General features: G+C 58.6%; 18 protein-coding genes. 10 read left to right on the top strand and 8 right to left on the bottom strand.

What is annotated here, in order from left to right; genetic code table 11:
- Positions 1-110: 110 nt before the first annotated feature.
- From ACTJJ1_RS20750 to trpS, 5 genes are all read left to right on the top strand, one after another.
- Entirely contained in the window at positions 111-1,181 is a 1,071-nt protein-coding gene (locus ACTJJ1_RS20750) for an SPOR domain-containing protein (RefSeq protein ID WP_004951310.1), read from the top strand.
- A 317-nt stretch (positions 1,182-1,498) separates the two neighbouring features.
- Complete coding sequence (gene dam / locus ACTJJ1_RS20745) at positions 1,499-2,311, top strand: adenine-specific DNA-methyltransferase (RefSeq protein WP_004951307.1); 813 nt, start codon at positions 1,499-1,501, stop codon at positions 2,309-2,311.
- A 112-nt stretch (positions 2,312-2,423) separates the two neighbouring features.
- Entirely contained in the window at positions 2,424-3,101 is a 678-nt protein-coding gene (gene rpe, locus ACTJJ1_RS20740; protein ID WP_004951304.1) for a ribulose-phosphate 3-epimerase, read from the top strand.
- Positions 3,094-3,792: a phosphoglycolate phosphatase gene (locus tag ACTJJ1_RS20735; RefSeq protein WP_004951303.1), complete on the top strand. Its 699-nt coding sequence runs from the start codon at positions 3,094-3,096 to the stop codon at positions 3,790-3,792. The genes rpe and ACTJJ1_RS20735 overlap by 8 nt, the downstream gene beginning before the upstream one ends.
- Positions 3,793-3,794: 2 nt before the next feature.
- Positions 3,795-4,799: a tryptophan--tRNA ligase gene (gene trpS / locus ACTJJ1_RS20730; protein WP_004951301.1), complete on the top strand. Its 1,005-nt coding sequence runs from the start codon at positions 3,795-3,797 to the stop codon at positions 4,797-4,799.
- Positions 4,800-4,850: 51 nt separating this feature from the next.
- Here trpS and cysG read toward each other — a convergent pair whose 3' ends face one another.
- Genes cysG through nirB form a run of 4 tightly spaced genes read right to left on the bottom strand, consistent with a single transcriptional unit; the run spans position 4,851 to position 10,007 of the window.
- Entirely contained in the window at positions 4,851-6,254 is a 1,404-nt protein-coding gene (cysG, locus tag ACTJJ1_RS20725) for a siroheme synthase CysG (RefSeq protein WP_440835100.1), read from the bottom strand.
- A gap of 49 nt (positions 6,255-6,303) precedes the next feature.
- A complete protein-coding gene (gene nirC, locus ACTJJ1_RS20720; protein ID WP_004951298.1) occupies positions 6,304-7,104 on the bottom strand; it encodes a nitrite transporter NirC in 801 nt (266 codons plus the stop codon).
- A 30-nt stretch (positions 7,105-7,134) separates the two neighbouring features.
- Positions 7,135-7,461, bottom strand: a complete 327-nt coding sequence (gene nirD / locus ACTJJ1_RS20715; RefSeq protein ID WP_004951296.1) for a nitrite reductase small subunit NirD — start codon at positions 7,459-7,461, stop codon at positions 7,135-7,137.
- Entirely contained in the window at positions 7,458-10,007 is a 2,550-nt protein-coding gene (nirB, locus tag ACTJJ1_RS20710) for a nitrite reductase large subunit NirB (RefSeq protein ID WP_004951294.1), read from the bottom strand. Before nirB ends, nirD begins: the two co-directional genes overlap by 4 nt.
- 303 nt (positions 10,008-10,310) lie before the next feature.
- Between nirB and ACTJJ1_RS20705 the strand changes: the two genes are divergently transcribed.
- A complete protein-coding gene (locus ACTJJ1_RS20705) occupies positions 10,311-11,579 on the top strand; it encodes a cytosine deaminase (protein ID WP_440835237.1) in 1,269 nt (422 codons plus the stop codon).
- A gap of 63 nt (positions 11,580-11,642) precedes the next feature.
- Here the strand turns inward: ACTJJ1_RS20705 and tsgA are convergent, their stop codons facing one another.
- The 4 genes from tsgA to ACTJJ1_RS20685 form a co-directional block, all read right to left on the bottom strand.
- The gene (tsgA, locus tag ACTJJ1_RS20700) at positions 11,643-12,827 is read right to left on the bottom strand and encodes an MFS transporter TsgA (protein ID WP_440835097.1); all 1,185 of its coding nucleotides are present in this window, start codon (positions 12,825-12,827) and stop codon (positions 11,643-11,645) included.
- A gap of 248 nt (positions 12,828-13,075) precedes the next feature.
- Complete coding sequence (locus tag ACTJJ1_RS20695) at positions 13,076-14,056, bottom strand: LacI family DNA-binding transcriptional regulator (RefSeq protein WP_006328513.1); 981 nt, start codon at positions 14,054-14,056, stop codon at positions 13,076-13,078.
- A 97-nt stretch (positions 14,057-14,153) separates the two neighbouring features.
- Complete coding sequence (locus ACTJJ1_RS20690) at positions 14,154-15,461, bottom strand: 6-phospho-beta-glucosidase (RefSeq protein WP_004951273.1); 1,308 nt, start codon at positions 15,459-15,461, stop codon at positions 14,154-14,156.
- Positions 15,458-15,796: a PTS lactose/cellobiose transporter subunit IIA gene (locus ACTJJ1_RS20685; RefSeq protein ID WP_004951271.1), complete on the bottom strand. Its 339-nt coding sequence runs from the start codon at positions 15,794-15,796 to the stop codon at positions 15,458-15,460. The genes ACTJJ1_RS20690 and ACTJJ1_RS20685 overlap by 4 nt, the downstream gene beginning before the upstream one ends.
- Before the next feature lie 355 nt (positions 15,797-16,151).
- Here ACTJJ1_RS20685 and ppiA point away from each other — a divergent pair, with 355 nt between their 5' ends.
- The 4 genes from ppiA to ACTJJ1_RS20665 all read left to right on the top strand — a co-directional run bounded on the left by ppiA (position 16,152) and on the right by ACTJJ1_RS20665 (position 20,958).
- Positions 16,152-16,721, top strand: a complete 570-nt coding sequence (gene ppiA / locus ACTJJ1_RS20680; protein WP_122290032.1) for a peptidylprolyl isomerase A — start codon at positions 16,152-16,154, stop codon at positions 16,719-16,721.
- Positions 16,722-16,880: 159 nt separating this feature from the next.
- On the top strand, positions 16,881-18,566 hold the full coding sequence (locus ACTJJ1_RS20675) for a sensor histidine kinase (protein ID WP_004951267.1): 1,686 nt from the start codon (positions 16,881-16,883) through the stop codon (positions 18,564-18,566).
- On the top strand, positions 18,566-19,291 hold the full coding sequence (gene btsR, locus ACTJJ1_RS20670; RefSeq protein ID WP_004951264.1) for a two-component system response regulator BtsR: 726 nt from the start codon (positions 18,566-18,568) through the stop codon (positions 19,289-19,291). Before ACTJJ1_RS20675 ends, btsR begins: the two co-directional genes overlap by 1 nt.
- A gap of 140 nt (positions 19,292-19,431) precedes the next feature.
- On the top strand, positions 19,432-20,958 hold the full coding sequence (locus ACTJJ1_RS20665; RefSeq protein ID WP_006328494.1) for a helicase HerA-like domain-containing protein: 1,527 nt from the start codon (positions 19,432-19,434) through the stop codon (positions 20,956-20,958).
- Positions 20,959-20,994 lie beyond the last annotated feature (36 nt).

The following is a 20,994-nucleotide window of genomic DNA, read 5'->3' as shown; positions in this document are numbered from 1 at the left end:
TAATAATGTGCAAAGCATGACTGATGTCGCTTTGCCATCATCGGGTTAATCTGCTCGTACCACGGTAGGTCTACGGTGGTGGGCTTTTGCCTCTAGTTGGAGGGTTTCAGATGGATGAGTTTAAACCGGAAGACGATCTCAGACCTGATAGCAGCGATCGTCGTCCTGCACGTTCGCGTAAACCGGCTCCGGGACCACGCTTTGCCGTTTCGCGTCAGCACTTGATGATTGGCATCGGTATTCTGGTGCTGCTGTTGCTGATTGTCGGTATCGGCTCGGCGTTGAAGGCGCCTACCAAGCATGAAGCGGCACAGGAAGGCGCGCAAAACGGCGCGGCCAAAGACATCAACCTGTCCGGTTCTTCGTCGCTGACCACCGGCAATACCGGTGTTCCAGGCGGCACGACCGATACCAATGACAATAACGGCGTGAGCAGCACTTCCGCGCAACAGCCGCAAAACGTCAGCGTTCCACCGATCTCCAGCACTCCGACAGAAGCGCAACCGCAGCCGGTGCAGGATGGCGCGCAGCAGCGTGTCGATCTGCCGGGCAATATGTCGGATGCGTTATCCGCCCAGCAGGGCCAGGTTGATGCGGCGACGCAGGGCATGAGTGGCCCGGCTTCAACGCTGCCTACGGCTCCGGCCACCCTGATGAACGGCGCCGCCGCTACCGTGGCTAAAGAAGCAACGCGCCCGGTTCAGGGCTCTGGGTCACAGCAACATAAGACACCGGCAAAAACCGTCAGTAAACCGGCGACGACGCAGCAGCATAAAGCGCCAACCACGGTGTATACCCCGGCTCCTTCCGCTAAACCGGGAGCGGCAAGCAGCAAAACGGGCACGACGAGCGCCAAAGCGGACACGACGAGTGCCAAGGCGGGCGTTGTTAGCGGCAGCGGCAGTTCGCTGCAGTCTGCCCCGGCCAGCCACTATACCCTGCAGTTGAGCAGCGCTTCGCGTTCCGATACGTTGAACGCCTACGCCAAGCAGCAGAAACTGCAGAATTATCAGGTGTACGCGACCCAGCGTGACGGTAAAGCATGGTATGTGCTGGTGAGCGGTAATTACGCTTCTGCGGCTGAAGCCAAGCGCGCAATCGCGACGCTGCCGGCGGATGTTCAGGCGAAAAAACCGTGGGCCAAGCCTGTACGTCAGGTTCAGCAGGACCTGAAAAAGTAACCCAATAGATTTCAAGCTGCAGTCAGGGCATGGATTTCATGCATTGTAGGGATGTAGATGCTGCGGCCGTAGTAAGCGGGGCGAAGATTTTTGCCCCTACGGTGATGGGGGGCAAGTGTGCCATGAGCAGATTTGCCCGCCCCCTGCGGTGGCTCCGAGAGGGGTAGGCTCATGGACAGGCCAAATAACTGCACGCAGTCGACATTGCTGCAGCTTGAAAGATGAAGGGTATAATCATTTAAATTTGTGCGCTGATGTGCTGTCTGAAACAGAGTACAATCCGCCGCTCTGAATTGTATAAGTAGCTAACTGACGGCATGAAGAAAAACCGCGCTTTTTTAAAATGGGCTGGTGGAAAATACCCGCTGGTTGACGAGATTCGTCGTCATCTGCCGGCGGGCGACTGCTTAATCGAACCCTTCGTGGGTGCGGGTTCAGTCTTCCTGAACACGGAGTACGACGCCTATATTCTCGCCGACATCAACAGCGATCTTATCAACCTGTATAACATCGTTAAGCTGCGTACGGATGATTTCGTGCGCGATGCCCGCCTTCTTTTCACCGATGAGTTCAATCAATCGGATCGCTTTTACCTGCTGCGCGAAGAGTTTAATACCAGTGCCGATGCTTATCGCCGCGCGCTGCTGTTTCTCTATCTGAACCGCCACTGTTATAACGGCCTGTGCCGGTATAATCTGCGTGGAGAGTTCAACGTCCCGTTCGGACGTTACAAGAAACCGTACTTCCCGGAAGAAGAGCTGTACTGGTTCGCTGAAAAATCCCGCAACGCCACTTTTGTCTGCGAGCATTACCGCGATACCATGGCAAAAGCCGAGCGCGGGACGGTGATATATTGCGATCCGCCGTATGCGCCATTATCGGCGACGGCGAATTTTACCGCTTACCACACCAACAGCTTCAGCATTGCCGATCAGCAAAGCTTGGCGTTAATGGCGCATCAGCTTTCTGTGGAAAGCCAGGTGCCGGTATTGATTTCCAACCATGACACCGAGCTGACGCGTGACTGGTACCAGCATGCCGCGTTGTACGTGGTGAAAGCGCGCCGCACCATCAGCCGTAATATTCTTGGTCGCAGTAAAGTGAACGAGCTTTTGGCGCTCTATCGTTAAACCGGGGTACGCCCCGGCGTATATGCCCGGCGGATTTCAGGTGCAGCCAACCACGCTGCGGCTTGAAACGCGAAGGGTATAACAATTCGAACCCTACGTTTGGAGATTGCGGATGAAAAAGTTTTTAATAGCCCCGTCCATTCTGTCGGCAGATTTTGCCCGGTTAGGTGAAGATACCGCTAACGTGCTGGCCGCAGGCGGCGACGTGGTGCACTTCGACGTGATGGATAACCACTACGTTCCCAATCTGACCATCGGGCCGATGGTTTGCCAGGCGCTGCGCGACTATGGCATCACCGCGCCGATTGACGTGCATCTGATGGTGAAGCCGGTTGATCGCATCGTCCCGGATTTCGCTGCGGCGGGCGCCAATTATATCTCTTTCCATCCGGAAGCCTCCGAACACGTCGATCGCACCATTCAACTGATTAAAGAGCACGGCTGCAAGGCCGGCCTGGTATTCAACCCGGCGACGCCGTTGAGCTACCTGGATTACGTCATGGATAAAGTCGACGTGATCCTGCTGATGTCGGTCAACCCGGGCTTTGGCGGCCAGTCGTTTATCCACGGTACGCTGGATAAGCTGCGCCAGGTGCGCAAGCTGATTGACGACAGTGGCCGTGATATCCGTCTGGAAGTCGATGGCGGCGTGAAAGTAGACAATATCGCCGAGATTGCGGCGGCGGGCGCGGACATGTTTGTCGCCGGTTCAGCGATCTTCGGCAAGCCGGATTATCGCAAGGTGATCGACGAGATGCGCAGCGAACTGGCGAAAGTGACTCATGGCTGATTTCAGCGCGATCCGCGCTCTGGCCTTCGATCTCGACGGCACGCTGGTAGACAGCGCGCCGGGGTTGGCGGCAGCCATCGATCTGGCGCTGGCCGAAATGGGCCTGCCGCAGGCCGGCGAAGCCCGCGTGGGGACCTGGATTGGCAATGGCGCCGACGTGCTGGTGCAGCGTGCGCTGCGTTGGGCTGAAGTGGAAGCCACGCCGGAACACAACAGTCAGTTGCGTGAGCGCTTCGATCACTTCTACGCGCAAACCGTCGACAGCGGCAGCCGCCTGTTCCCACAGGTGAAAGAAACGCTGGCCCGCCTGGCCGCACAGGGTTATCCGATGGCGCTGGTGACCAACAAACCGACGCCGTTTGTTGCGCCGTTACTGACCGCGTTGGGCATTATCGATTATTTCTCGCTGATCATCGGCGGTGACGACGTGGTGGAAAAGAAACCGCATCCGGCGCCGCTGTATCTGGTGCTCGGCAAGCTTGGTCTGCGCGCCAATGAGTTGTTGTTCGTCGGCGATTCGCGCAACGATATTCAGGCGGCACAGGGGGCGGGTTGCCCAAGCGCTGCGCTGACCTACGGTTATAACTACGGCGAGGCTATTGCCCTGAGCCATCCCGACCGCGTGTTGGAGCGCTTTGCCGATTTGTTGCCCTCTCTTGGGCTGTCATCTTTAGAGAATCAGGAAATTTAAACATGAGTAAGCCCATCGTATTTAGCGGCGCGCAGCCGTCCGGTGAACTGAGCATTGGCAACTACATGGGTGCGCTGCGTCAGTGGGTTAAGCTGCAGGACGATTACGACTGCATCTACTGCATCGTCGATCTGCACGCCATCACCGTACGTCAGGACGCGGAAAAACTGCGCAAGGCTACGCTGGATACGCTGGCGCTGTATCTGGCCTGCGGCATCGATCCGCAAAAGAGCACCATCTTTGTGCAGTCGCACGTGCCGGAACACACTCAACTGAGCTGGGTGCTGAACTGCTACACCTATTTCGGCGAGCTGAGCCGCATGACCCAGTTCAAAGACAAATCCGCGCGCTATGCGGAAAACATCAATGCCGGTCTGTTCAGCTACCCGGTGCTGATGGCGGCGGACATTCTGCTGTATCAGACCAACCAGGTGCCGGTCGGCGAAGACCAGAAGCAGCATCTGGAATTGAGCCGTGACATCGGCCAGCGTTTCAACGCGCTGTATGGCGATGTGTTCAAGGTGCCTGAGCCGTTCATTCCCAAGTCTGGCGCGCGCGTGATGTCGTTGCAGGATCCGACCAAGAAGATGTCCAAGTCGGACGATAACCGTAATAACGTGATCGGCCTGTTGGAAGATCCGAAAGCGGTGGCCAAGAAAATCAAGCGCGCGATGACCGACTCCGAAGAGCCGCCGGTGATTCGTTACGACGTGGCGAACAAGCCGGGTGTGTCCAACCTGCTGGATATTCTCTCGGGTGTGACCGGCAAAAGCATCGCTCAGCTGGAAGCCGAATTTGAAGGCCAGATGTACGGCCACCTGAAAGGCGCGGTTGCCGACGCGGTATCCGGTATGTTGGGTGAGTTGCAGGAGCGTTATCACAACTTCCGCAATGACGAGGCCTTGCTGCAGCAGGTCATGCGCGACGGTGCGGCCAAGGCGCGCGCGCGCGCTCAGGAAACGCTGGCGAAGGTTTATCAGGCAGTAGGCTTCGTATCGCAGCCGTAATGCTTTACGCAGAGAGAAAAGCGGCCATGAGCCGCTTTTTTTACGTCGGTATCAGGCCATTTGAGCCAGCTTTTGCGGCGTTTCCTGGCTGGCGAACCAGTTCAGCTTGCTGCGCAGGCTCACCACGCTGCCGACGATAATCAGGCTCGGGCTGGCAGCCTGTTGGGCCAGCGCCCCCAGTTGGTTCAGCTCGCCTTCGATCACCCGCTGACGGCATGAAGTGCCGTTTTCTACCAGCGCCACCGGCGTGCTCGCGGGCATGCCGTGGGCAATCAGCTGGCGCTGGATGTCCGCGGCCTGCGTCAGGCCCATGTAAAACACCAGCGTTTGCTGCCCGGCGGCCAGCGTCGCCCAGTCCAACCCGCCGCCGCTCTTGGCGTGGCCGGTCACCAGCCGCACGCTCTGCGCATGATCGCGATGGGTGAGGGGAATGCCGCTGTAGGCAGAACAACCGGAAGCGGCGGTAATGCCCGGTACCACCGAGAACGGGATATTGGCATCGGCCAGCGTTTCCAGCTCTTCGCCGCCGCGGCCGAAAATAAACGGGTCACCGCCTTTCAGCCGCACAACGCGTTTACCCTGTTGCGCTTGCTCCAGCAGGATGCGGTTGATCTGCTCCTGCGGTACGCAATGATGGCCCGCGCGTTTGCCGACGAAGATACGCTCGGCATCGCGGCGCACCAGCGTCATGATCTCGTCGGACACCAGCCGATCGTAAACCACCACGTCGGCCTGCTGGATCTGTTGCAAACCCTTGAGCGTCAGCAAACCGGCGTCCCCCGGCCCTGCGCCCACCAGCACCACTTCGCCGGACTCCTCCGCAGGGCAGTCGAACAACTGTTCGATCTGCCGTTGCGCCAGCGCCTGGTCATCATTGGCCAGCGACTGCGCCAGCCGGTCATGGGCAAACAACTTCTCCCAAAAACGACGGCGGGCACCTGCACCGGTAAAGTGCCGTTTCACCCGTTGGCGCAATGATCCACCCAGTTGCGCCAGCTTGCCAAGATGCTGCGGCAATACGGCTTCCAGCTTTTCACGCAGCAGCCGCGCCAGCACCGGCGCCTTGCCGCCGGAGGACACCGCGACCATGATCGGCGAGCGATCGATAATCGACGGCATGATAAAACTGGCGCGTTTGGGATCGTCGACAACGTTGCAGAATACCCGTTGCTGGTTGGCGCACTGATAGACCAGCGCGTTGACCTCGAGCCGATCGGTTGCGGCGATGACCAGCCATTTTTCCGCCAGCAATGCCGCGCTGAATTCCCCTTCCACCAACGTAACCCGGTCAAGGGCCGCCCACTCGTGGAACTGGGGGCTGAATGCGCAGGCGTTGACGGTCAGCAACGCGCCGGCGTCCAGCAGCAGGCGCGCCTTGCGTTCGGCGACCTCGCCGCCGCCGACCAGCAGGCAGGCTTTGTGTTGCAGTTGGCAGAAAATCGGCAGGTAATCCATCGGCAAACCTCGAGCAATTGGCAACGGGGGCGCAGTGCGCCCCGGAATATTATGCAGCCTGGCGCGCTGCGGTTTTCTCGGCCTGCGGACGTTCGGCACGCGGGGTGGCGTACCAGTAACCCAGGCCCATCAGGACCGAGCCGGACAGGATATTGCCCAGCGTCACCCACAACAGGTTATGGCCGATCCCGCTCAGCGTGTAGGCTTCGCTGTGATGACCGAACCAGGACAGGGCGAACAGCGTCATGTTGGCGACGGAGTGTTCGTAGCCGGAGGCGATAAAGGCCAGCAGGCACCACCAGATGGCGATGAACTTGGCGGCGCCCTCGACGCGAATCGCCATCCAAATCGCCAGGCAAACCAGCCAGTTGCACAGTACGCCTTTGAAGAACAGCACCTCGGCGGGGGCGGTGGTTTTCGCCAGCGCGGCAGTATGAATCAGGCTGGTGTCCACCGGCAGCAGGCTGCCGCCGCCGTAGTAATACATCAGCGCCACCAGCACCGACCCCAGCAAGTTGCCCAACCAGGTTTGCGGCAGGACTGCCCACATCTGGCTCTGGCGGATGGTACCGGCTTTGACGCCCAGCGTCAGGAACATTGTATGGCCGGTAAACAGCTCGGAACCGGCGATGATCACCAGCGTCAGCGCGATGCCGAAGGTGGCGCCCATCACTAATGGCCGAAGGGACGGATCGACCAGATTGCCAAGGGTGAAGATCAAAATGATGCCGAGGCCGACGTAGGCCCCGGCCATCGCCGAGCTGATCCAAAAGCCCAGCGGGCTGTCTTTCGACAGCCTGACGATGCGCGCCGCGTTGGCGGCGCATTTGTTGATGGTATCGGTGAACATGCTGCTTCCCCTGAGGTTAAAATGAAAATGTCAGGCCGCGACCTGCACCATGCCATCGACTACGCGGCTGGTGAAATGCGCAACTGAGCGGCTGCCGTCTTCCAGGCAGTAGCCGTCGTGCAGGCGGAAATGCTGTTTTTTCAGCGGGCTGGCGACCCACAGTTCCCCCTGATGTTCGGCGATCAGGCCACGTGACAGCACGCTGGCCTGGGCGAAGGGATCGATATTGCTGATAGCGAAGACCTGCTCATCGGCATGGGGGCGGAATACCGCCACCTGCTGTTCGCCGATCAGGGCGCACACGCCGGTGCCGGGCAGGATATCAGTGACGGGGCAAAGGGTGATCCACTGGCTCATACGTTGCTCTCCTCTGCGTCCAGCAGGGTGACGGGAATGCGTTCATCCGGGCGCGCCGGCCGATGTTGTTCGCGCTCGGCGACGATCTGTACGTTAGGATCGCGCAGGCTGCTGTTGATAAAGTGGGCGAAACGGACCTGGGCCTGCGGATCTTCGACGGCTTCTTTCCACTCGCAGATAACTGCATCGCGCAGGCGGGCGATTTCGGTTTCCAACTGATCGTTGATGCCCAGTTTGTCGTCAATGATCACCTTGCGCAGATAATCGATGCCGCCTTCAAGGCTCTCCAGCCACACCGAGGTGCGTTGCAGCTTATCGGCGGTGCGGATGTAGAACATCATGAAACGGTCCAGATAGCGTTCCAGCGTAGCGCTGTCGAGATCCGCCGCCAGCAGGTCGGCGTGGCGAGGTTTCATGCCGCCGTTACCGCATACGTACAGGTTCCAGCCGTTCTCGGTGGCGATGATGCCGACGTCCTTGCCCTGCGCTTCAGCGCATTCGCGGGTACAGCCGGAAACCCCGAACTTCATTTTGTGTGGCGTGCGGATGCCTTTGTAGCGGTGTTCCAGTTTGACGCCAAACCCGACGCTGTCACCCACGCCAAAGCGACACCAGGTGCTGCCGACACAGGTTTTCGACATGCGCAACGCCTTGGCGTAGGCATGGCCGGTTTCAAAACCGGCGGCAATCAGCTTGCTCCAGATAGCCGGCAGGTCGTCCTTCTGCGCACCGAACATGCCGATGCGCTGAGAACCGGTCATCTTGGTATACAGATTGTATTCCTTGGCAATCTGGCCGACCGCCATCAGCCCGTCCGGCGTAATTTCACCGCCGGCGGAGCGTGGGATCACCGAATAAGTGCCGTCTTTCTGGATATTGCCGAGGAAGTTGTCGTTGGTGTCCTGCAGCGGCGTGTGCTGCGGTTTGAGCACGAATTCATTCCAGCAGGAAGCCAGCAGCGAGCCGACGGTCGGTTTACAGACTTCACAACCGTAACCTTTGCCGTATTTGGCCAGCAGTGCGTCGAAGGACTTGATGCCTTCAACGCGGATCAGGTGGTACAGCTCCTGGCGCGAATAGGCAAAGTGTTCGCACAGATGGTGGTTAACCTCGATGCCCTGTTTGCTCAGCTCGGCGTTCAGCACCTGGGTGATCAGCGGAATACAGCCGCCGCAGCCGGTACCGGCCTTGGTTTCCGATTTTATCGCCGCGACGGTGTGGCAGCCCATGCCGACCGCCTTGACGATGTCGCCCTTGGTGACGTCGAAGCAAGAGCAGATTTGTGCGGTGTCCGGCAGGGAATCTACGCCGATGGCCGGTTTGCTGCCCGCGTGCGCCGGCAGGATCAAGCCGTCCGGATTTTCCGGCAGTTCAATGGCGTTCAGCGTCAGTTGCAACAGGTTGCCGTAGTCGCTGGTATCGCCCACCAACACGGCGCCGAGCAGGGTTTTATTGTCGGCGCTGACGATGATGCGCTTATAGACTTCTTTGCTTTCATCCAGATAAACGTAGCTGCGTGCGCCTTCAGTGCGACCGTGGGCATCGCCAATGCCGCCAACGTCTACGCCCAGCAGCTTCAGCTTGGCGCTCATGTCGGCACCCTGGAAGGCATTTTCACGGCCCAGCAGATGATCGGCCGTGACCTGCGCCATTTTATAGCCCGGCGCCACCAGACCGAAGGTTCGCTCATGCCAGGAGGCGCACTCGCCGATGGCGTAAACGTCCGGATCGGAGGTTTGGCAACTGTCGTTAATTACGATACCGCCACGGCGGGCGGTCGCCAGACCACACTGGTGAGCCAGCTTGTCCTGAGCGCGGATACCGGTCGAAAACACGATAAAGTCCACTTCCAGCTCGGTGCCGTCGGCGAACTGCATGGTTTTGCGCGCCTGTTCCCCGCCGTTGACGATCTCTTTCGTATTTTTACCGGTATGCACTTTGACGCCCATGCGTTCGATCTTGCGGCGCAACTGATCGCCGCCCATAGGATCGAGCTGTTCGGCCATCAGCATTGGGGCGAATTCAATGACGTGGGTTTCGACGCCCAGGCTTTTCAGCGCACCGGCGGCTTCCAGCCCCAGCAGGCCGCCGCCAACCACCGCACCGCGTTTGCTGCGGCGTGCGCAGGCTTCGATGGCGTTCAGATCTTCAATGGTGCGGTAGACGAAGCAATCCTGGCTTTCCGAGCCTTTAATCGGCGGGATCCACGGGTAGGAGCCGGTGGCCATGATCAGCTTGTCGTAGTAAAGGGTGCGGCCGGTATTGGAGTGAATGACCTTCTCACTGCGGTTGATGGTAATGGCGCGCTCGCCAACCAATACCTTCACCCCCTGTTTTTCGTAAAAGCCTTCGCGTACCAGCGAAAGTTCTTCGGCAGTATGGTGGGCGAAATAAGAAGACAGGTGCACACGGTCATAGGCGATGCGCGGTTCTTCACAAAACACGGTGATCTCAAACTGGTCTTTGTCCGCTTTTTCCAGCAGATCTTCGATAAACCGGTGGCCGACCATGCCATTCCCGATGACAGCAAGTTTGACTCTGCTCATTATTGCCTCAAAATTCTGATTTCCTAGGCTTACCTTATGCCTCCCCACGGGCAATTTATTGATGCAAATCAAGTGCACCTTCATATACCTCGAATGTGGTATATGAATGATTTTTCTCGATATTTGATAAGTTGCGGTTTTTATTCATCTTTAGCTGAAACGAGCCAGTTGCTGCGAACCTTACCCCTTCGGGAGTAGCGGAGGGAGTAATAAACTTTTTGCGGCTTTGTCAGCCGGATCCTCTGCCAGTATGATGAATAAAACGAGCCGTAACAGCAGAGGTGAAGGGTGGCCCAGAGTCCATTGAAGTTTATCGACAACCTGCGTTTGAGCGGGCATGAAGGGTTGTGGCAACTGGCCATTGAGCAGGGGCGCATTGCCCATCTGGTGCCGCAACCTGAGGGGCAGGAATGGCGCAGCGACGTGCTTGATGCGCAAGGTGGGCTGGCACTGCCGGCGTTTGTCGAGCCGCATATCCATTTGGACACCACCCAGACCGCCGGACAGCCGGCCTGGAACCAGTCCGGTACCCTGTTTGAAGGCATTGAGCGCTGGGCGGAGCGCAAGGCATTGCTGACCCATGAGGACGTCAAACAACGCGCCTGGCAGACGCTGAAATGGCAGATCGCCAACGGCGTGCAGTACGTGCGTACCCATGTCGACGTCTCAGATCCGACCCTGACCGCGCTGCGCGCCATGCTGGAGGTGAAGCAGGAGGTCGCGCCCTGGGTGACGCTGCAAATCGTCGCTTTCCCGCAGGAAGGCATTATGTCCTATCCCAACGGCGAGGCATTGCTGGAAGAGGCGCTGCGGCTGGGGGCTGACGTGGTGGGGGCCATTCCGCACTTCGAGTTCACGCGCGAATACGGCGTAGAGTCGCTGCACAAAGCTTTTGCGCTGGCGCAAAAATACGATCGGCTGGTGGACGTACACTGCGATGAGATTGACGATGAGCAGTCGCGCTTTGTCGAAACCGTGGCGGCGCTGGCGCTGAAGCTGAATATGGGCGCCAAGGTGACCGCCAGCCATACCACCGCGATGCACTCCTATAACGGCGCTTACACTTCGCGGCTGTTCCGCCTGTTGAAAATGTCCGGCATCAACTTTGTCGCTAACCCGCTGGTCAATATTCACCTGCAGGGGCGCTTCGACAGTTACCCGAAACGGCGCGGCATCACGCGGGTGAAAGAAATGCTGGAAGCGGAGATTAACGTCTGCTTTGGCCACGACGATGTCTTCGATCCCTGGTATCCGCTGGGGACCGCCAATATGCTGCAAGTCCTGCACATGGGGCTGCACGTCTGCCAACTGATGGGATACGGCCAGATTGACGACGGGCTGAAACTGATCACCAGCCACAGCGCGCGCACCCTGCACCTGACCGATTATGGCCTGGCGGCGGGCAACAGCGCCAACCTGGTGATCCTGCCGGCGGAAAGCGGCTTTGACGCGGTGCGCCGTCAGACTCCGGTGCGCTATTCGATCCGGCAGGGGGCGGTGATTGCCGAGACCCGGCCGGCGGAAACCACGCTGTATCTGGCGAAGGATGAGAAGGTGGATTTCCGGCGCTAAGGCGTGGGCATTTCCATAAAAAAAGGCGCCTGAGGCGCCTTTTTTGATGTCACTGACGGCAGATTAGTGCGTCACGTGACCGTGGCTGCGGTGCTTGGTAACGAAACCGAGCAGCAGACACATGACGAACACCGCCAGGTACAGGCCGTTGGCGGTGGTCAGCGCAGCGTGTGCACCGCCTTTAGCCACGATCGGGCCGGTGACCACGAAGGTCAGCATGGTGCCGATGGTGCCGCAGGTCAGGATGAAGTTAACCAGTTTCGGCGAGGACACCTTGGTTTGCAGCGAGCCGAGGGTGATAAGCGTGGTGTAGATCGCGCTGGATACGAAGCCCAAAGCCATAATGTAGTAGCCCAGGTGTTCCGGATTGTCGGTGCTGACGAACAGGTACATCGCGCCGGTCGCCAGAGCGGCCAGCACGGTGACGATACGCTGCAAGTCAAAGAAGCGCAGGATAAAGCTGAACACCCACATGCCAACCATGTACGAAGTCCAGAAATCGCTCACCAGCTTACCGGCCTGGCCAAGGTCCATCCCGAAGGACTTGGTGGCGTATTCCGGCACCCATTGGATAAAGCCCAGTTGACCGAGGATATAGCACAGAGCGGCGATCGACAGGAACAGCACGCCGATACCCCATTTCTCTTTCGCTACCGGCTGGCCGGCATTGGCGTCTTTGTTGCCCAGCACCGGGAACTCGGAGAACAGGGTCAGCACAAAGATCCCTACGTACAGCAGACCGATGCAGGCATACACCCAGTACCAGCCGATCTGACGCGCCAGCAGCATCGCGGCGACAATCGGGAAGATCATCCCGGCCATGCTGAAGAAAGAGTCAGTGAACAGCAGGCGCGAACCGCGCTGGCGGCCGGCGTACATATGGGTGATCAGGAAGGTGCCTATCGACATGGTGATACCGCTGACCACGCCAAGGATAAACATGCACAGGGAGAACATCGTCAGGCTCTTGGTCACCATCAGCCCGGCGACAGCCAGCACCATCAGGATAAAGCCAAACATCAGTTGACGCTTCAACGGAATGATTTCCATCAACCAGGCGTTGAGGAAGATCGAAATCAAGATGCCGGCGTTAAGGAAAGTGAAGGTGTTGCTCATGCTGGAAACCGGCAGATTAAAGTACTCTGCAATGTTCCCCATCACCATCCCTGTGACGATAACTAAAGCGCCGGTCAGCGCGTAAGAAAAATAGCTGATCCAGGTAAGCCGTAGACGGTTGCTGTCATTCATTATAAAGGCCTGATTATGTCTGTTAGGATTATTCCCGTCGCCTTTCAAACCGCAACCGGGCGTCCAGCTGCAATTTGAAATTCATAGGGTATAACGCTGGATTAAGGCCGCTGGCTTTTCCTGGTAAAAACGGAAAAGTCCCGATCAGGCCACCAGGGAGCGGATCCTAGCACAGACAACGGGAGTTTTTGTGATGGCTGTCGATTTTTTGATGCAATCAATGAAAGGTTGTGAAATTTTTTTGTGATCTATTTGCTCATCGTCACGATCGAGTCTCGGCTGACGATCGTCGGCGCGAAGCTGATGCGCGGGGTGGCCGGATCAATCAGCAGCCGCGTGGCGTATTGTGCCATCTCGGTAATAGGGAAATGTACGCTGGTCAGAGCCGGTCGCACGAAGGGCGCACGCTCGCCGCTGTCGTAACAGATCAGCGAGATATCTTGCGGTACTCGCAAGCGGTGCTCGTTGAGCGCCAGCAGAGCGCCGATGGCCATTTCTTCGTTACAGCAGTAAATGGCGGTGGGCAGGGTTTCCAGTTGCAGCAGCCGGTCGGCGCAGCGGTAGCCGCTTTCCAGGTCGTAAACCCCTTCCACGCAGGCCAGCGGTTTGATATGCGCGGCCTGCATCGCCTGTTCGAAACCCTGCAGCCGCAGCCGGCTGGAAATCCGCTCGCTTGGGCCGCTGATGCAGGCGATACGCCGGTGACCGGCCTCGATCAACTGTTGCGTTGCCATACGGCTGGCGAGCGGGTGATCAAAGGTGACGCAGCGGTCTTCCAGACCGGGCACCAGGCGATCGAGCAGCACAAAGCTGCGTTGCTCCGCCGCCAGTTGGCGCAGTTGGTCGTCGCTGAGGAAACGCACGTGCAGGATCACCCCGTCACAGCGCAGGTTGAACAGCCGCTGGATTGCCCGCCATTCGTTTTCCGCGCTGCTGCGGCCTTGGGTCACCAGCAGCTGTTTACCCTGGGATTCGGCTTCGGTTTGCACAAAATCCATCAGCGCGCCGAAGAAACCGCCGCGATACGAGGTGGTGACCAGGCCCAGCGTATTGCTGTGGCTGGAGGCCAGCGCGCGGGCGGCGGGGTTGGGGGTATAACCGAGCTGAGCTACCGCCCGTTCGACCTTCTCGCGGGTCGGGGCTTTAACGTTGGTATCGCCATTCACTACGCGTGACACGGTGGCGCGAGACACGCCCGCCAATGCTGCGACATCTTCCAGTGTCACCATCATCCGACTCCTGATTACGGCTAAAACCGGGTTCGGCGAACCGAACCCCTGCATAGTAGGTATAGCAATGTATCAGCAACCACGTCCCGCCAGGCGGTTATTTAAACTGCGGCAGATAAGGCGCATTCACCGCCAGCACCTCTTCCAGCAGCGGCTGCGCCACGTTGGCATTGGCCACCAGCGGATTGGTGACCAGCGCCAGCAGCCCGCTGCGGCGATCGCCATGCACGGCGGCTTCGATGGTCAGGCGCTCGTAGGCCTTCACCTGCTGGGTCAGCGCGTGCATGGAATCCGGCAGCGTGCCGAAGGTCAGCGGGTGCGCGCCCTGCGCATCGACGATGCAGTTGGTTTCTATCACGGCATCGTCCGGTAAGCCGCGAATGGCGCCCCGGTTTGCGGTATTGACGACTAATTGCGTACCGAGATTATTATGGATCGCACGAATTAGCTCCAGCGCCACTTCCGAATAGTATGATCCACCGCGAAAACTCAGTTGTTCAGGCTTGCTGTCGAGCTGAGGATCGGCATACAGCTCAAACAGTTCTTTCTCCACCTTCATCACCTGCTCGGCGCGGGTGCCGCGCTCGGCCGCCGCGGCCACTTCTTCGGCCAGCATCTCTTTGGTCTGGTAGAAATAACGATGATACGGGCAGGGGATGGCGCCTACGGCGCGCAGGAAGTCTGGCTGCCACGGCTCTTCCTTGATGTTGTTCATGGTCAGAGCCGCGCCGTCGCACAGCATGTCGATCACCTTGTCGGTCACGTCATGGCCGTTTTGCAGCACCTGATGCACCCACACCATGTGGTTCAACCCGGCGAACTGCAACTGCACGTCTTCATAGGCGCTTTTTAACATAGTGGCGATCATGTGGTGCATGCTGATCGGCACGTTGCACAAGCCGATAATTTTCGCTTTGGTGTAGCGGGAAACCGCTTCGGTGACGATGCCGGCCGGGTTGGTGAAGTTAATGATCCAGGCGTCCGGCGCCAGCTTTTCCACTCTGCGCGCAATATCCAGCATGACCGGGATGGTGCGCAGCGCTTTGGCGAAGCCGCCCACGCCGGTAGTTTCCTGGCCGATCAAATCGTATTTCAGGCCGAGACGCTCGTCGGCGGCGCGTGCCGGCAACTGGCCGACGCGGAACTGGGTCAGGACGAAGTGGGCACCGCGAATGGCGTCATCCAGCTCGAAATGCACGCTGACTTTCACCTGCTCCAGCCCATTGCGCGCCAGCATGCGCCGGGTCAGCGCGGCGATGATCTCTACCTTTTCGCGGCCCGGTTCAACGTCCACCAGCGCCAATTCGGTCACCGGCAGTTCTTCGATGCGCTGGATTAGTCCATCGACCAACTCTGGCGTGTAGCTGCTGCCGCCGCCGATAACGGCGATTTTCAACGAATTCATGCGCGAGTCTCCAACAGGGCCTGACGGCGGTAAAGTTCAATCATGTCGTCTGCCAGATCCTGGATCACCATGGCGTTCATCAGGTGGTCCTGCGCATGAACGGTAATCAGGTTGATGGCCAGTTTGCCGCAGCCTTCATCCAGGCCGATCAATTGAGTCTGGATAAGGTGCGCCTTTTTCACCGACTGTTTCGATTCGGCCATGTGTTTGGCTGACGCGGCAAAGTCCCCGGCACGCGCCTGTTGCAGCGCCATCAGGGCACTGCTGCGGGCGCCACCGGAGAACACCAGCAGTTCCATGATGGTGCTTTCAAAATCGGGGCTGATTTCAGTCATCAATTCACTCACGTTATTTCTCCTGTTATCGCGCGACAGCGGTGCCGGCGGGCATGCGTTAATCTCGGTCTCTCAAAAATGAGAGCGCTCTCATTTATGTAGAGTAACGGGAATCGAGAACTAAACCGGGAGTTGCGTCGCAAAAAGCGACGAAGGTGTGAAAAGGGCAAAAAATGCGTGATGCAGTTGGCAAAAAGGGTATCGGCGATCATACTTTCGGCAGTAAAAACTGCGGCTGGCCAAGATATGCCCCCTCAATTGCGTAAATATAGGTAAATGGCTGGCACTCGCAGGTACAGCTCTTTAGAATCAAAGCGCTTTTCCGTTGTTTGTCTCTCAGAGAAAGGACCCGTTAATGTTCAAACGTACTTTAGTGACCTTCGTTGCGCTGTGTTCCCTGACAGCAATGACACCCGCAGCGTTTGCCGCCGGTGAAACTCATGTCATGCTGACCACCTCGGCAGGGAATATCGAATTGGCGCTCGACAGTCAGAAGGCTCCGGTTTCCGCCAAGAACTTCGTCGACTACGTGAACAGCGGCTATTACAACAACACCATTTTCCACCGCGTGATCCCGGGCTTTATGGTTCAGGGCGGCGGTTTTACTGCGGATATGCAGCAAAAATCCACTAACGCGCCAATCAAGAACGAAGCCGATAACGGTCTGCGCAACCTGCGCGGCACCATCTCCATGGCGCGTACCGCCGATAAAGACAGCGCCACCAGCCAGTTCTTCCTGAACGTGGCGGATAACGCCTTCCTGGATCACGGTCAGCGCGACTTCGGTTACGCAGTGTTCGGCAAAGTGGTGAAAGGCATGGACGTGGTGGATAAAATTTCCCAGGCGCCGACCGGCAATGTTGGCCCGTACCAGAATGTCCCGAGCAAGCCTATCGTCATTCTGTCAGCCAAAGTGCTGCCATAAATTTTCTGTGCCGATCCCGCCGGGGTCGGCCGTTCCTTCGTTCCGAAGCTTTGCCTGCATCACTGTTTTCTTCCCCGCCGCATGTTTTAATAGCCCGCTTATAATCAGACCGGAAACCCGGCGTTGTGCCTTTGTTTTCTCTCGGAATGAGCGGCTGCCATGTTTGAATTTAACCAGGTTCTGCTGTTGTTGCAGCAGATGTGCGTTTATCTTGTCATTGCTTATTTGTTGAGCAAAACTCCGCTGTTCATTCCTCTGATGCAGGTGACCATCCGGTTGCCGCATAAGCTGTTGTGCTACCTCATCTTCTCGGTGTTCTGCATCATGGGCACCTATTTCGGCTTGCATGTCGAAGGTTCGATAGCCAATACCCGCGCCATCGGCGCCGTGCTGGGGGGCCTGCTGGGCGGGCCTTCGGTCGGTTTTCTGGTGGGGCTGACCGGTGGCCTGCACCGTTACACGCTGGGCGGCATGACCGACATCGCCTGCGCCGTATCCACGGTGGCGGAAGGGCTGGTAGGCGGGTTGGTGCACAGCATCGCCATGCGCCGCAGGCGTATCGACTTGCTGTTTAATCCCTTGTTTGTCGCCGGCGTAGCGTTGGTCACCGAAGTGCTGCAGATGGCGATCATCCTGGCGATTGCACGGCCGTTCGACGAGGCGCTGCGGCTGGTCGAACACATTGCCTTGCCGATGTTGATCGCCAACACCCTGGGGGCGGCGATGTTCATGCAAATCCTGCTGGACCGGCGGGCGATGTTCGAGAAATACACCAGCGCGTTTTCCGCCAAGGCGCTGAAGATCGCCGAACGTACCGAGGGCATCTTGCGGCAGGGGTTCGATCAGGAAAACAGCATGAAGGTAGCGCGGGTGATCTATCAGGAGTTGGGCATCGGCGCGGTGGCGATAACCGATCGCGAGAAGCTGCTGGCGTTTATCGGCATTGGCGATGATCACCATCTGCCGGGTACGCCGATCTCATCGGGGCATTCGCACCGCGCTATCGACAACAACGAAGTGGTGTACGCCGACGGTAACGAGCTTTCCTACTGCTGCTCGATCAACCCCAACTGCAAGCTGGGTTCGACGCTGGTGATCCCGCTGCGCGGCGAGAATCAGAGGGTGATCGGCACCATCAAGCTGTACGAACCGAAAAGCCGGTTGTTCAGCACCATCAATCGCACGCTGGGCGAGGGTATCGCCAGCCTGTTGTCCGCGCAGATTATGGCCGGGCAGTATGAGCGCCATAAACAGCTGCTGGCGCAGTCCGAAATCAAACTGCTGCATGCGCAGGTTAACCCGCACTTCCTGTTTAACGCCCTGAATACGCTGGTGGCGGTGATCCGCCGTGATGGCGACCGGGCCTGTGAGCTGGTGCAGTACCTTTCCACCTTTTTCCGCAAAAACCTGAAACGTTCGGATGACGAGGTCAGCCTGGCTGACGAGCTGGAACATGTGAACGCCTACCTGCAAATTGAGCAGGCGCGTTTTGCCGATCGGCTGGAGATCGCGGTTTCGCTGCCGGCAGAACTGTTGGCGGTGCGATTGCCGGCCTTTTCACTGCAACCGATCGTCGAGAACGCCATCAAGCACGGTACTTCGCAACTGTTGGGCGTGGGGCGGATTGATATCGGCGCACGGCTTGAGGGCGAGTGCCTGCTGCTGCAAGTGACCGATAACGCCGGCTTGTTCCAGCCGCAGCCGAACAACAGCGGGCTGGGGATGAACCTGGTGGATAAGCGCATTCGCGTACGCTACGGCGAGGGCTATGGTGTGCAGGTGGCCTGCGAACCGCAAACATTTACCCGCATTACGCTCAACGTGCCGCTGGCGAGGGCTGCCTGATGTTAAACGTACTGATTGTCGATGACGAACCTTCCGCACGCGATAACCTGCGGCATTTACTGGAGGCGGAAGAGGGTATCTGCATCGTCGGCGAATGCGCCAACGCGATAGAAGCCATCAGCGGGATCCACCGCCTGCAGCCGGACGTGGTGTTCCTGGATATTCAGATGCCGCGCATCACCGGGTTGGAGATGGTGGGTATGCTCGATCCCAACCGCATGCCGCATATCGTGTTCCTGACCGCCTACGACGAGTACGCGGTGCAGGCCTTTGAAGAACACGCGTTTGATTATCTGCTGAAACCGGCGGAGCCGAAGCGGTTGAGCAAAACGCTGCAGCGCCTGCAGCAGCACCGTGGGCAGCAGAATATCGGCGCATTGGATGAGAGCGCCGGCTATCTGAAATACATCCCCTGCACCGGCCACAGCCGCATTTACCTGTTGCGTTTTGACGAGGTGGTGGCTGTCCGTTCGCGGTTGAGCGGGGTGTTCGTGGTGCGTAATGACGGCATGGAGTGTTTCACCGAACTGACGTTGCGGACGCTGGAGCTTCGCACGCCGTTAGTACGCTGCCACCGCCAGTATTTGGTCAACCTGGAGCAGGTACGCGAAATTCGCTTCGAGGACAGCGGCGCGGCGGAGATGATCATGCCGGCAGGAGAACCGGTGCCGGTCAGCCGCCGCTACCTGAAAGCGCTGAAGGAAGAGCTGGGGCTGCGGGGTTAGGGCGATTCTGAAATTATTGGCTTTACGGGCGTCTTGATGACGCCCTTTTTGTTTGTCCTTGACGGGGTTACGCCGCGCTTATAGCTTTATTGACATCAACAGGCGCTTTTCGCGCCGGGCCAGCGTCAAAGGAAAAGAAAATGAGTGAAGCACGGATTATCGCCAAAGCGATGAAAGACGGGAAACCGGTGCAGGATCTGGCGATCCTGCCCGCTTTGGCGAACCGCCATGGCCTGATTACCGGCGCGACCGGGACCGGTAAAACCGTGACGCTGCAAAGAATGGCCGAGCAGTTTTCGCGCATCGGTGTCCCGGTGTTCTTGTCGGACGTGAAGGGCGATCTGTCGGGGATTGGCGCGGAAGGCGTGCCCTCCGAAAAGCTGCAAGCGCGTCTGTCGGCGATCGGGGTTAGCGACTGGCAGCCGCAGGCCTGCACCATCGTTCCCTGGGACATCTACGGCGAGAAGGGTCACCCGATCCGCGCTACCGTTTCCGATCTGGGGCCGCTGCTGTTGGGGCGCTTGCTGGATCTGAACGATGTGCAAAGCGGCGTGCTGCAACTGGTATTCAAAATCGCCGACGACAATGCGCTGTTGTTGCTGGACATGAAAGACCTGCGTGCCATGGTGCAATACGTGGGCGACAACGCCAAACAATTCCAGACCCAGTACGGCAATATCTCTTCCGCCTCGGTCGGCGCTATCCAGCGCGGGCTGCTGACGCTGGAGGAGCAGGGCGCCAATCAGTTCTTCGGCGAGCCGATGCTGGACATCAACGACCTGATGAAAACCGACGCCAACGGTCACGGCATCATTAACCTGTTGGCGGCGGACAAGCTGATCAATCAGCCGAAGCTGTATTCGGTGTTCCTGCTGTGGTTGCTGGCCGAATTGTTCGAACATCTGCCGGAAGTGGGCGACCCGGAACAGCCGAAGCTGGTGTTCTTCTTCGACGAAGCGCACCTGCTGTTCAATGACGCGCCGGCGGCGCTGCTGACCAAAATCGAGCAGGTGGTGCGCCTGATCCGCTCCAAAGGCGTCGGCATCTATTTTGTCACCCAAAATCCGTTGGATATCCCGGACAGCGTGCTTGGCCAGTTGGGCAACCGCGTGCAACATGCCCTGCGCGCCTTTACTCCTCGCGATCAGAAGGCGGTGAAAGCCGCAGCGCAAACCTTACGCGCCAACCCGGCTTTCGACGCGGAAACGGCGATCACCGAACTGGGCGTGGGCGAGGCGCTGGTGTCATTCCTCGACGAGAAAGGGCGGCCTAACGTGGTGGAGCGTGCGATGGTGATCGCGCCGGAGTCCAAAATGGGCATGCTGGGGGCTGAAGGGCTAAACAGCGCAATTAATAAGTCACCGCTGTATGGCCGCTACGAGGATATGGTCGATCGTGAATCGGCTTATGAGAAGCTGTCGTCGGAAGGGTTCGCCACCGTCGGCAGCCCGCAGCCGGGCCAGCCGGCGCAACAACCGCAGGCGCAGCAGCAGGCGGGCGGTGGCCTGATGGGCGGCTTGAACGAAATTCTGTTCGGATCCACCGGCCCACGCGGCGGCAAGCGCGACGGTATCGTCCAGACCGCCGCCAAGAGCATGGCGCGCGATCTCGGCCGTCAGATCCTGCGCGGCGTGCTGGGCTCGATCATGGGCGGCCGGAAAAAGTAAGCGGAAATTATCGATAGCGGCAGTATTGCAGGGGCG

Source organism: Serratia sp. 22264 (genome assembly GCF_052045345.1).
GTDB lineage: Bacteria > Pseudomonadota > Gammaproteobacteria > Enterobacterales > Enterobacteriaceae > Serratia > Serratia plymuthica.
Note: the sequence above shows the minus strand (reverse complement) of the source record. Positions and strands in the feature narration are given on the sequence as shown.

Excerpts from the sequence above, each read along its gene's own strand:
- cysG (WP_440835100.1), bottom strand. The coding sequence starts at position 6,254 with ATGGATTACCTGCCGATTTTCTGCCAACTGCAACACAAAGCCTGCCTG.
- tsgA (WP_440835097.1), bottom strand. The coding sequence starts at position 12,827 with ATGAATGACAGCAACCGTCTACGGCTTACCTGGATCAGCTATTTTTCT.
- ppiA (WP_122290032.1), top strand. The coding sequence starts at position 16,152 with ATGTTCAAACGTACTTTAGTGACCTTCGTTGCGCTGTGTTCCCTGACA.
- ACTJJ1_RS20665 (WP_006328494.1), top strand. The coding sequence starts at position 19,432 with ATGAGTGAAGCACGGATTATCGCCAAAGCGATGAAAGACGGGAAACCG.
- nirB (WP_004951294.1), bottom strand. The coding sequence starts at position 10,007 with ATGAGCAGAGTCAAACTTGCTGTCATCGGGAATGGCATGGTCGGCCAC.
- ACTJJ1_RS20675 (WP_004951267.1), top strand. The coding sequence starts at position 16,881 with ATGTTTGAATTTAACCAGGTTCTGCTGTTGTTGCAGCAGATGTGCGTT.
- dam (WP_004951307.1), top strand. The coding sequence starts at position 1,499 with ATGAAGAAAAACCGCGCTTTTTTAAAATGGGCTGGTGGAAAATACCCG.
- rpe (WP_004951304.1), top strand. The coding sequence starts at position 2,424 with ATGAAAAAGTTTTTAATAGCCCCGTCCATTCTGTCGGCAGATTTTGCC.
- ACTJJ1_RS20695 (WP_006328513.1), bottom strand. The coding sequence starts at position 14,056 with ATGGTGACACTGGAAGATGTCGCAGCATTGGCGGGCGTGTCTCGCGCC.
- trpS (WP_004951301.1), top strand. The coding sequence starts at position 3,795 with ATGAGTAAGCCCATCGTATTTAGCGGCGCGCAGCCGTCCGGTGAACTG.
- ACTJJ1_RS20750 (WP_004951310.1), top strand. The coding sequence starts at position 111 with ATGGATGAGTTTAAACCGGAAGACGATCTCAGACCTGATAGCAGCGAT.
- ACTJJ1_RS20690 (WP_004951273.1), bottom strand. The coding sequence starts at position 15,461 with ATGAATTCGTTGAAAATCGCCGTTATCGGCGGCGGCAGCAGCTACACG.
- ACTJJ1_RS20685 (WP_004951271.1), bottom strand. The coding sequence starts at position 15,796 with ATGACTGAAATCAGCCCCGATTTTGAAAGCACCATCATGGAACTGCTG.
- nirC (WP_004951298.1), bottom strand. The coding sequence starts at position 7,104 with ATGTTCACCGATACCATCAACAAATGCGCCGCCAACGCGGCGCGCATC.
- btsR (WP_004951264.1), top strand. The coding sequence starts at position 18,566 with ATGTTAAACGTACTGATTGTCGATGACGAACCTTCCGCACGCGATAAC.
- nirD (WP_004951296.1), bottom strand. The coding sequence starts at position 7,461 with ATGAGCCAGTGGATCACCCTTTGCCCCGTCACTGATATCCTGCCCGGC.
- ACTJJ1_RS20735 (WP_004951303.1), top strand. The coding sequence starts at position 3,094 with ATGGCTGATTTCAGCGCGATCCGCGCTCTGGCCTTCGATCTCGACGGC.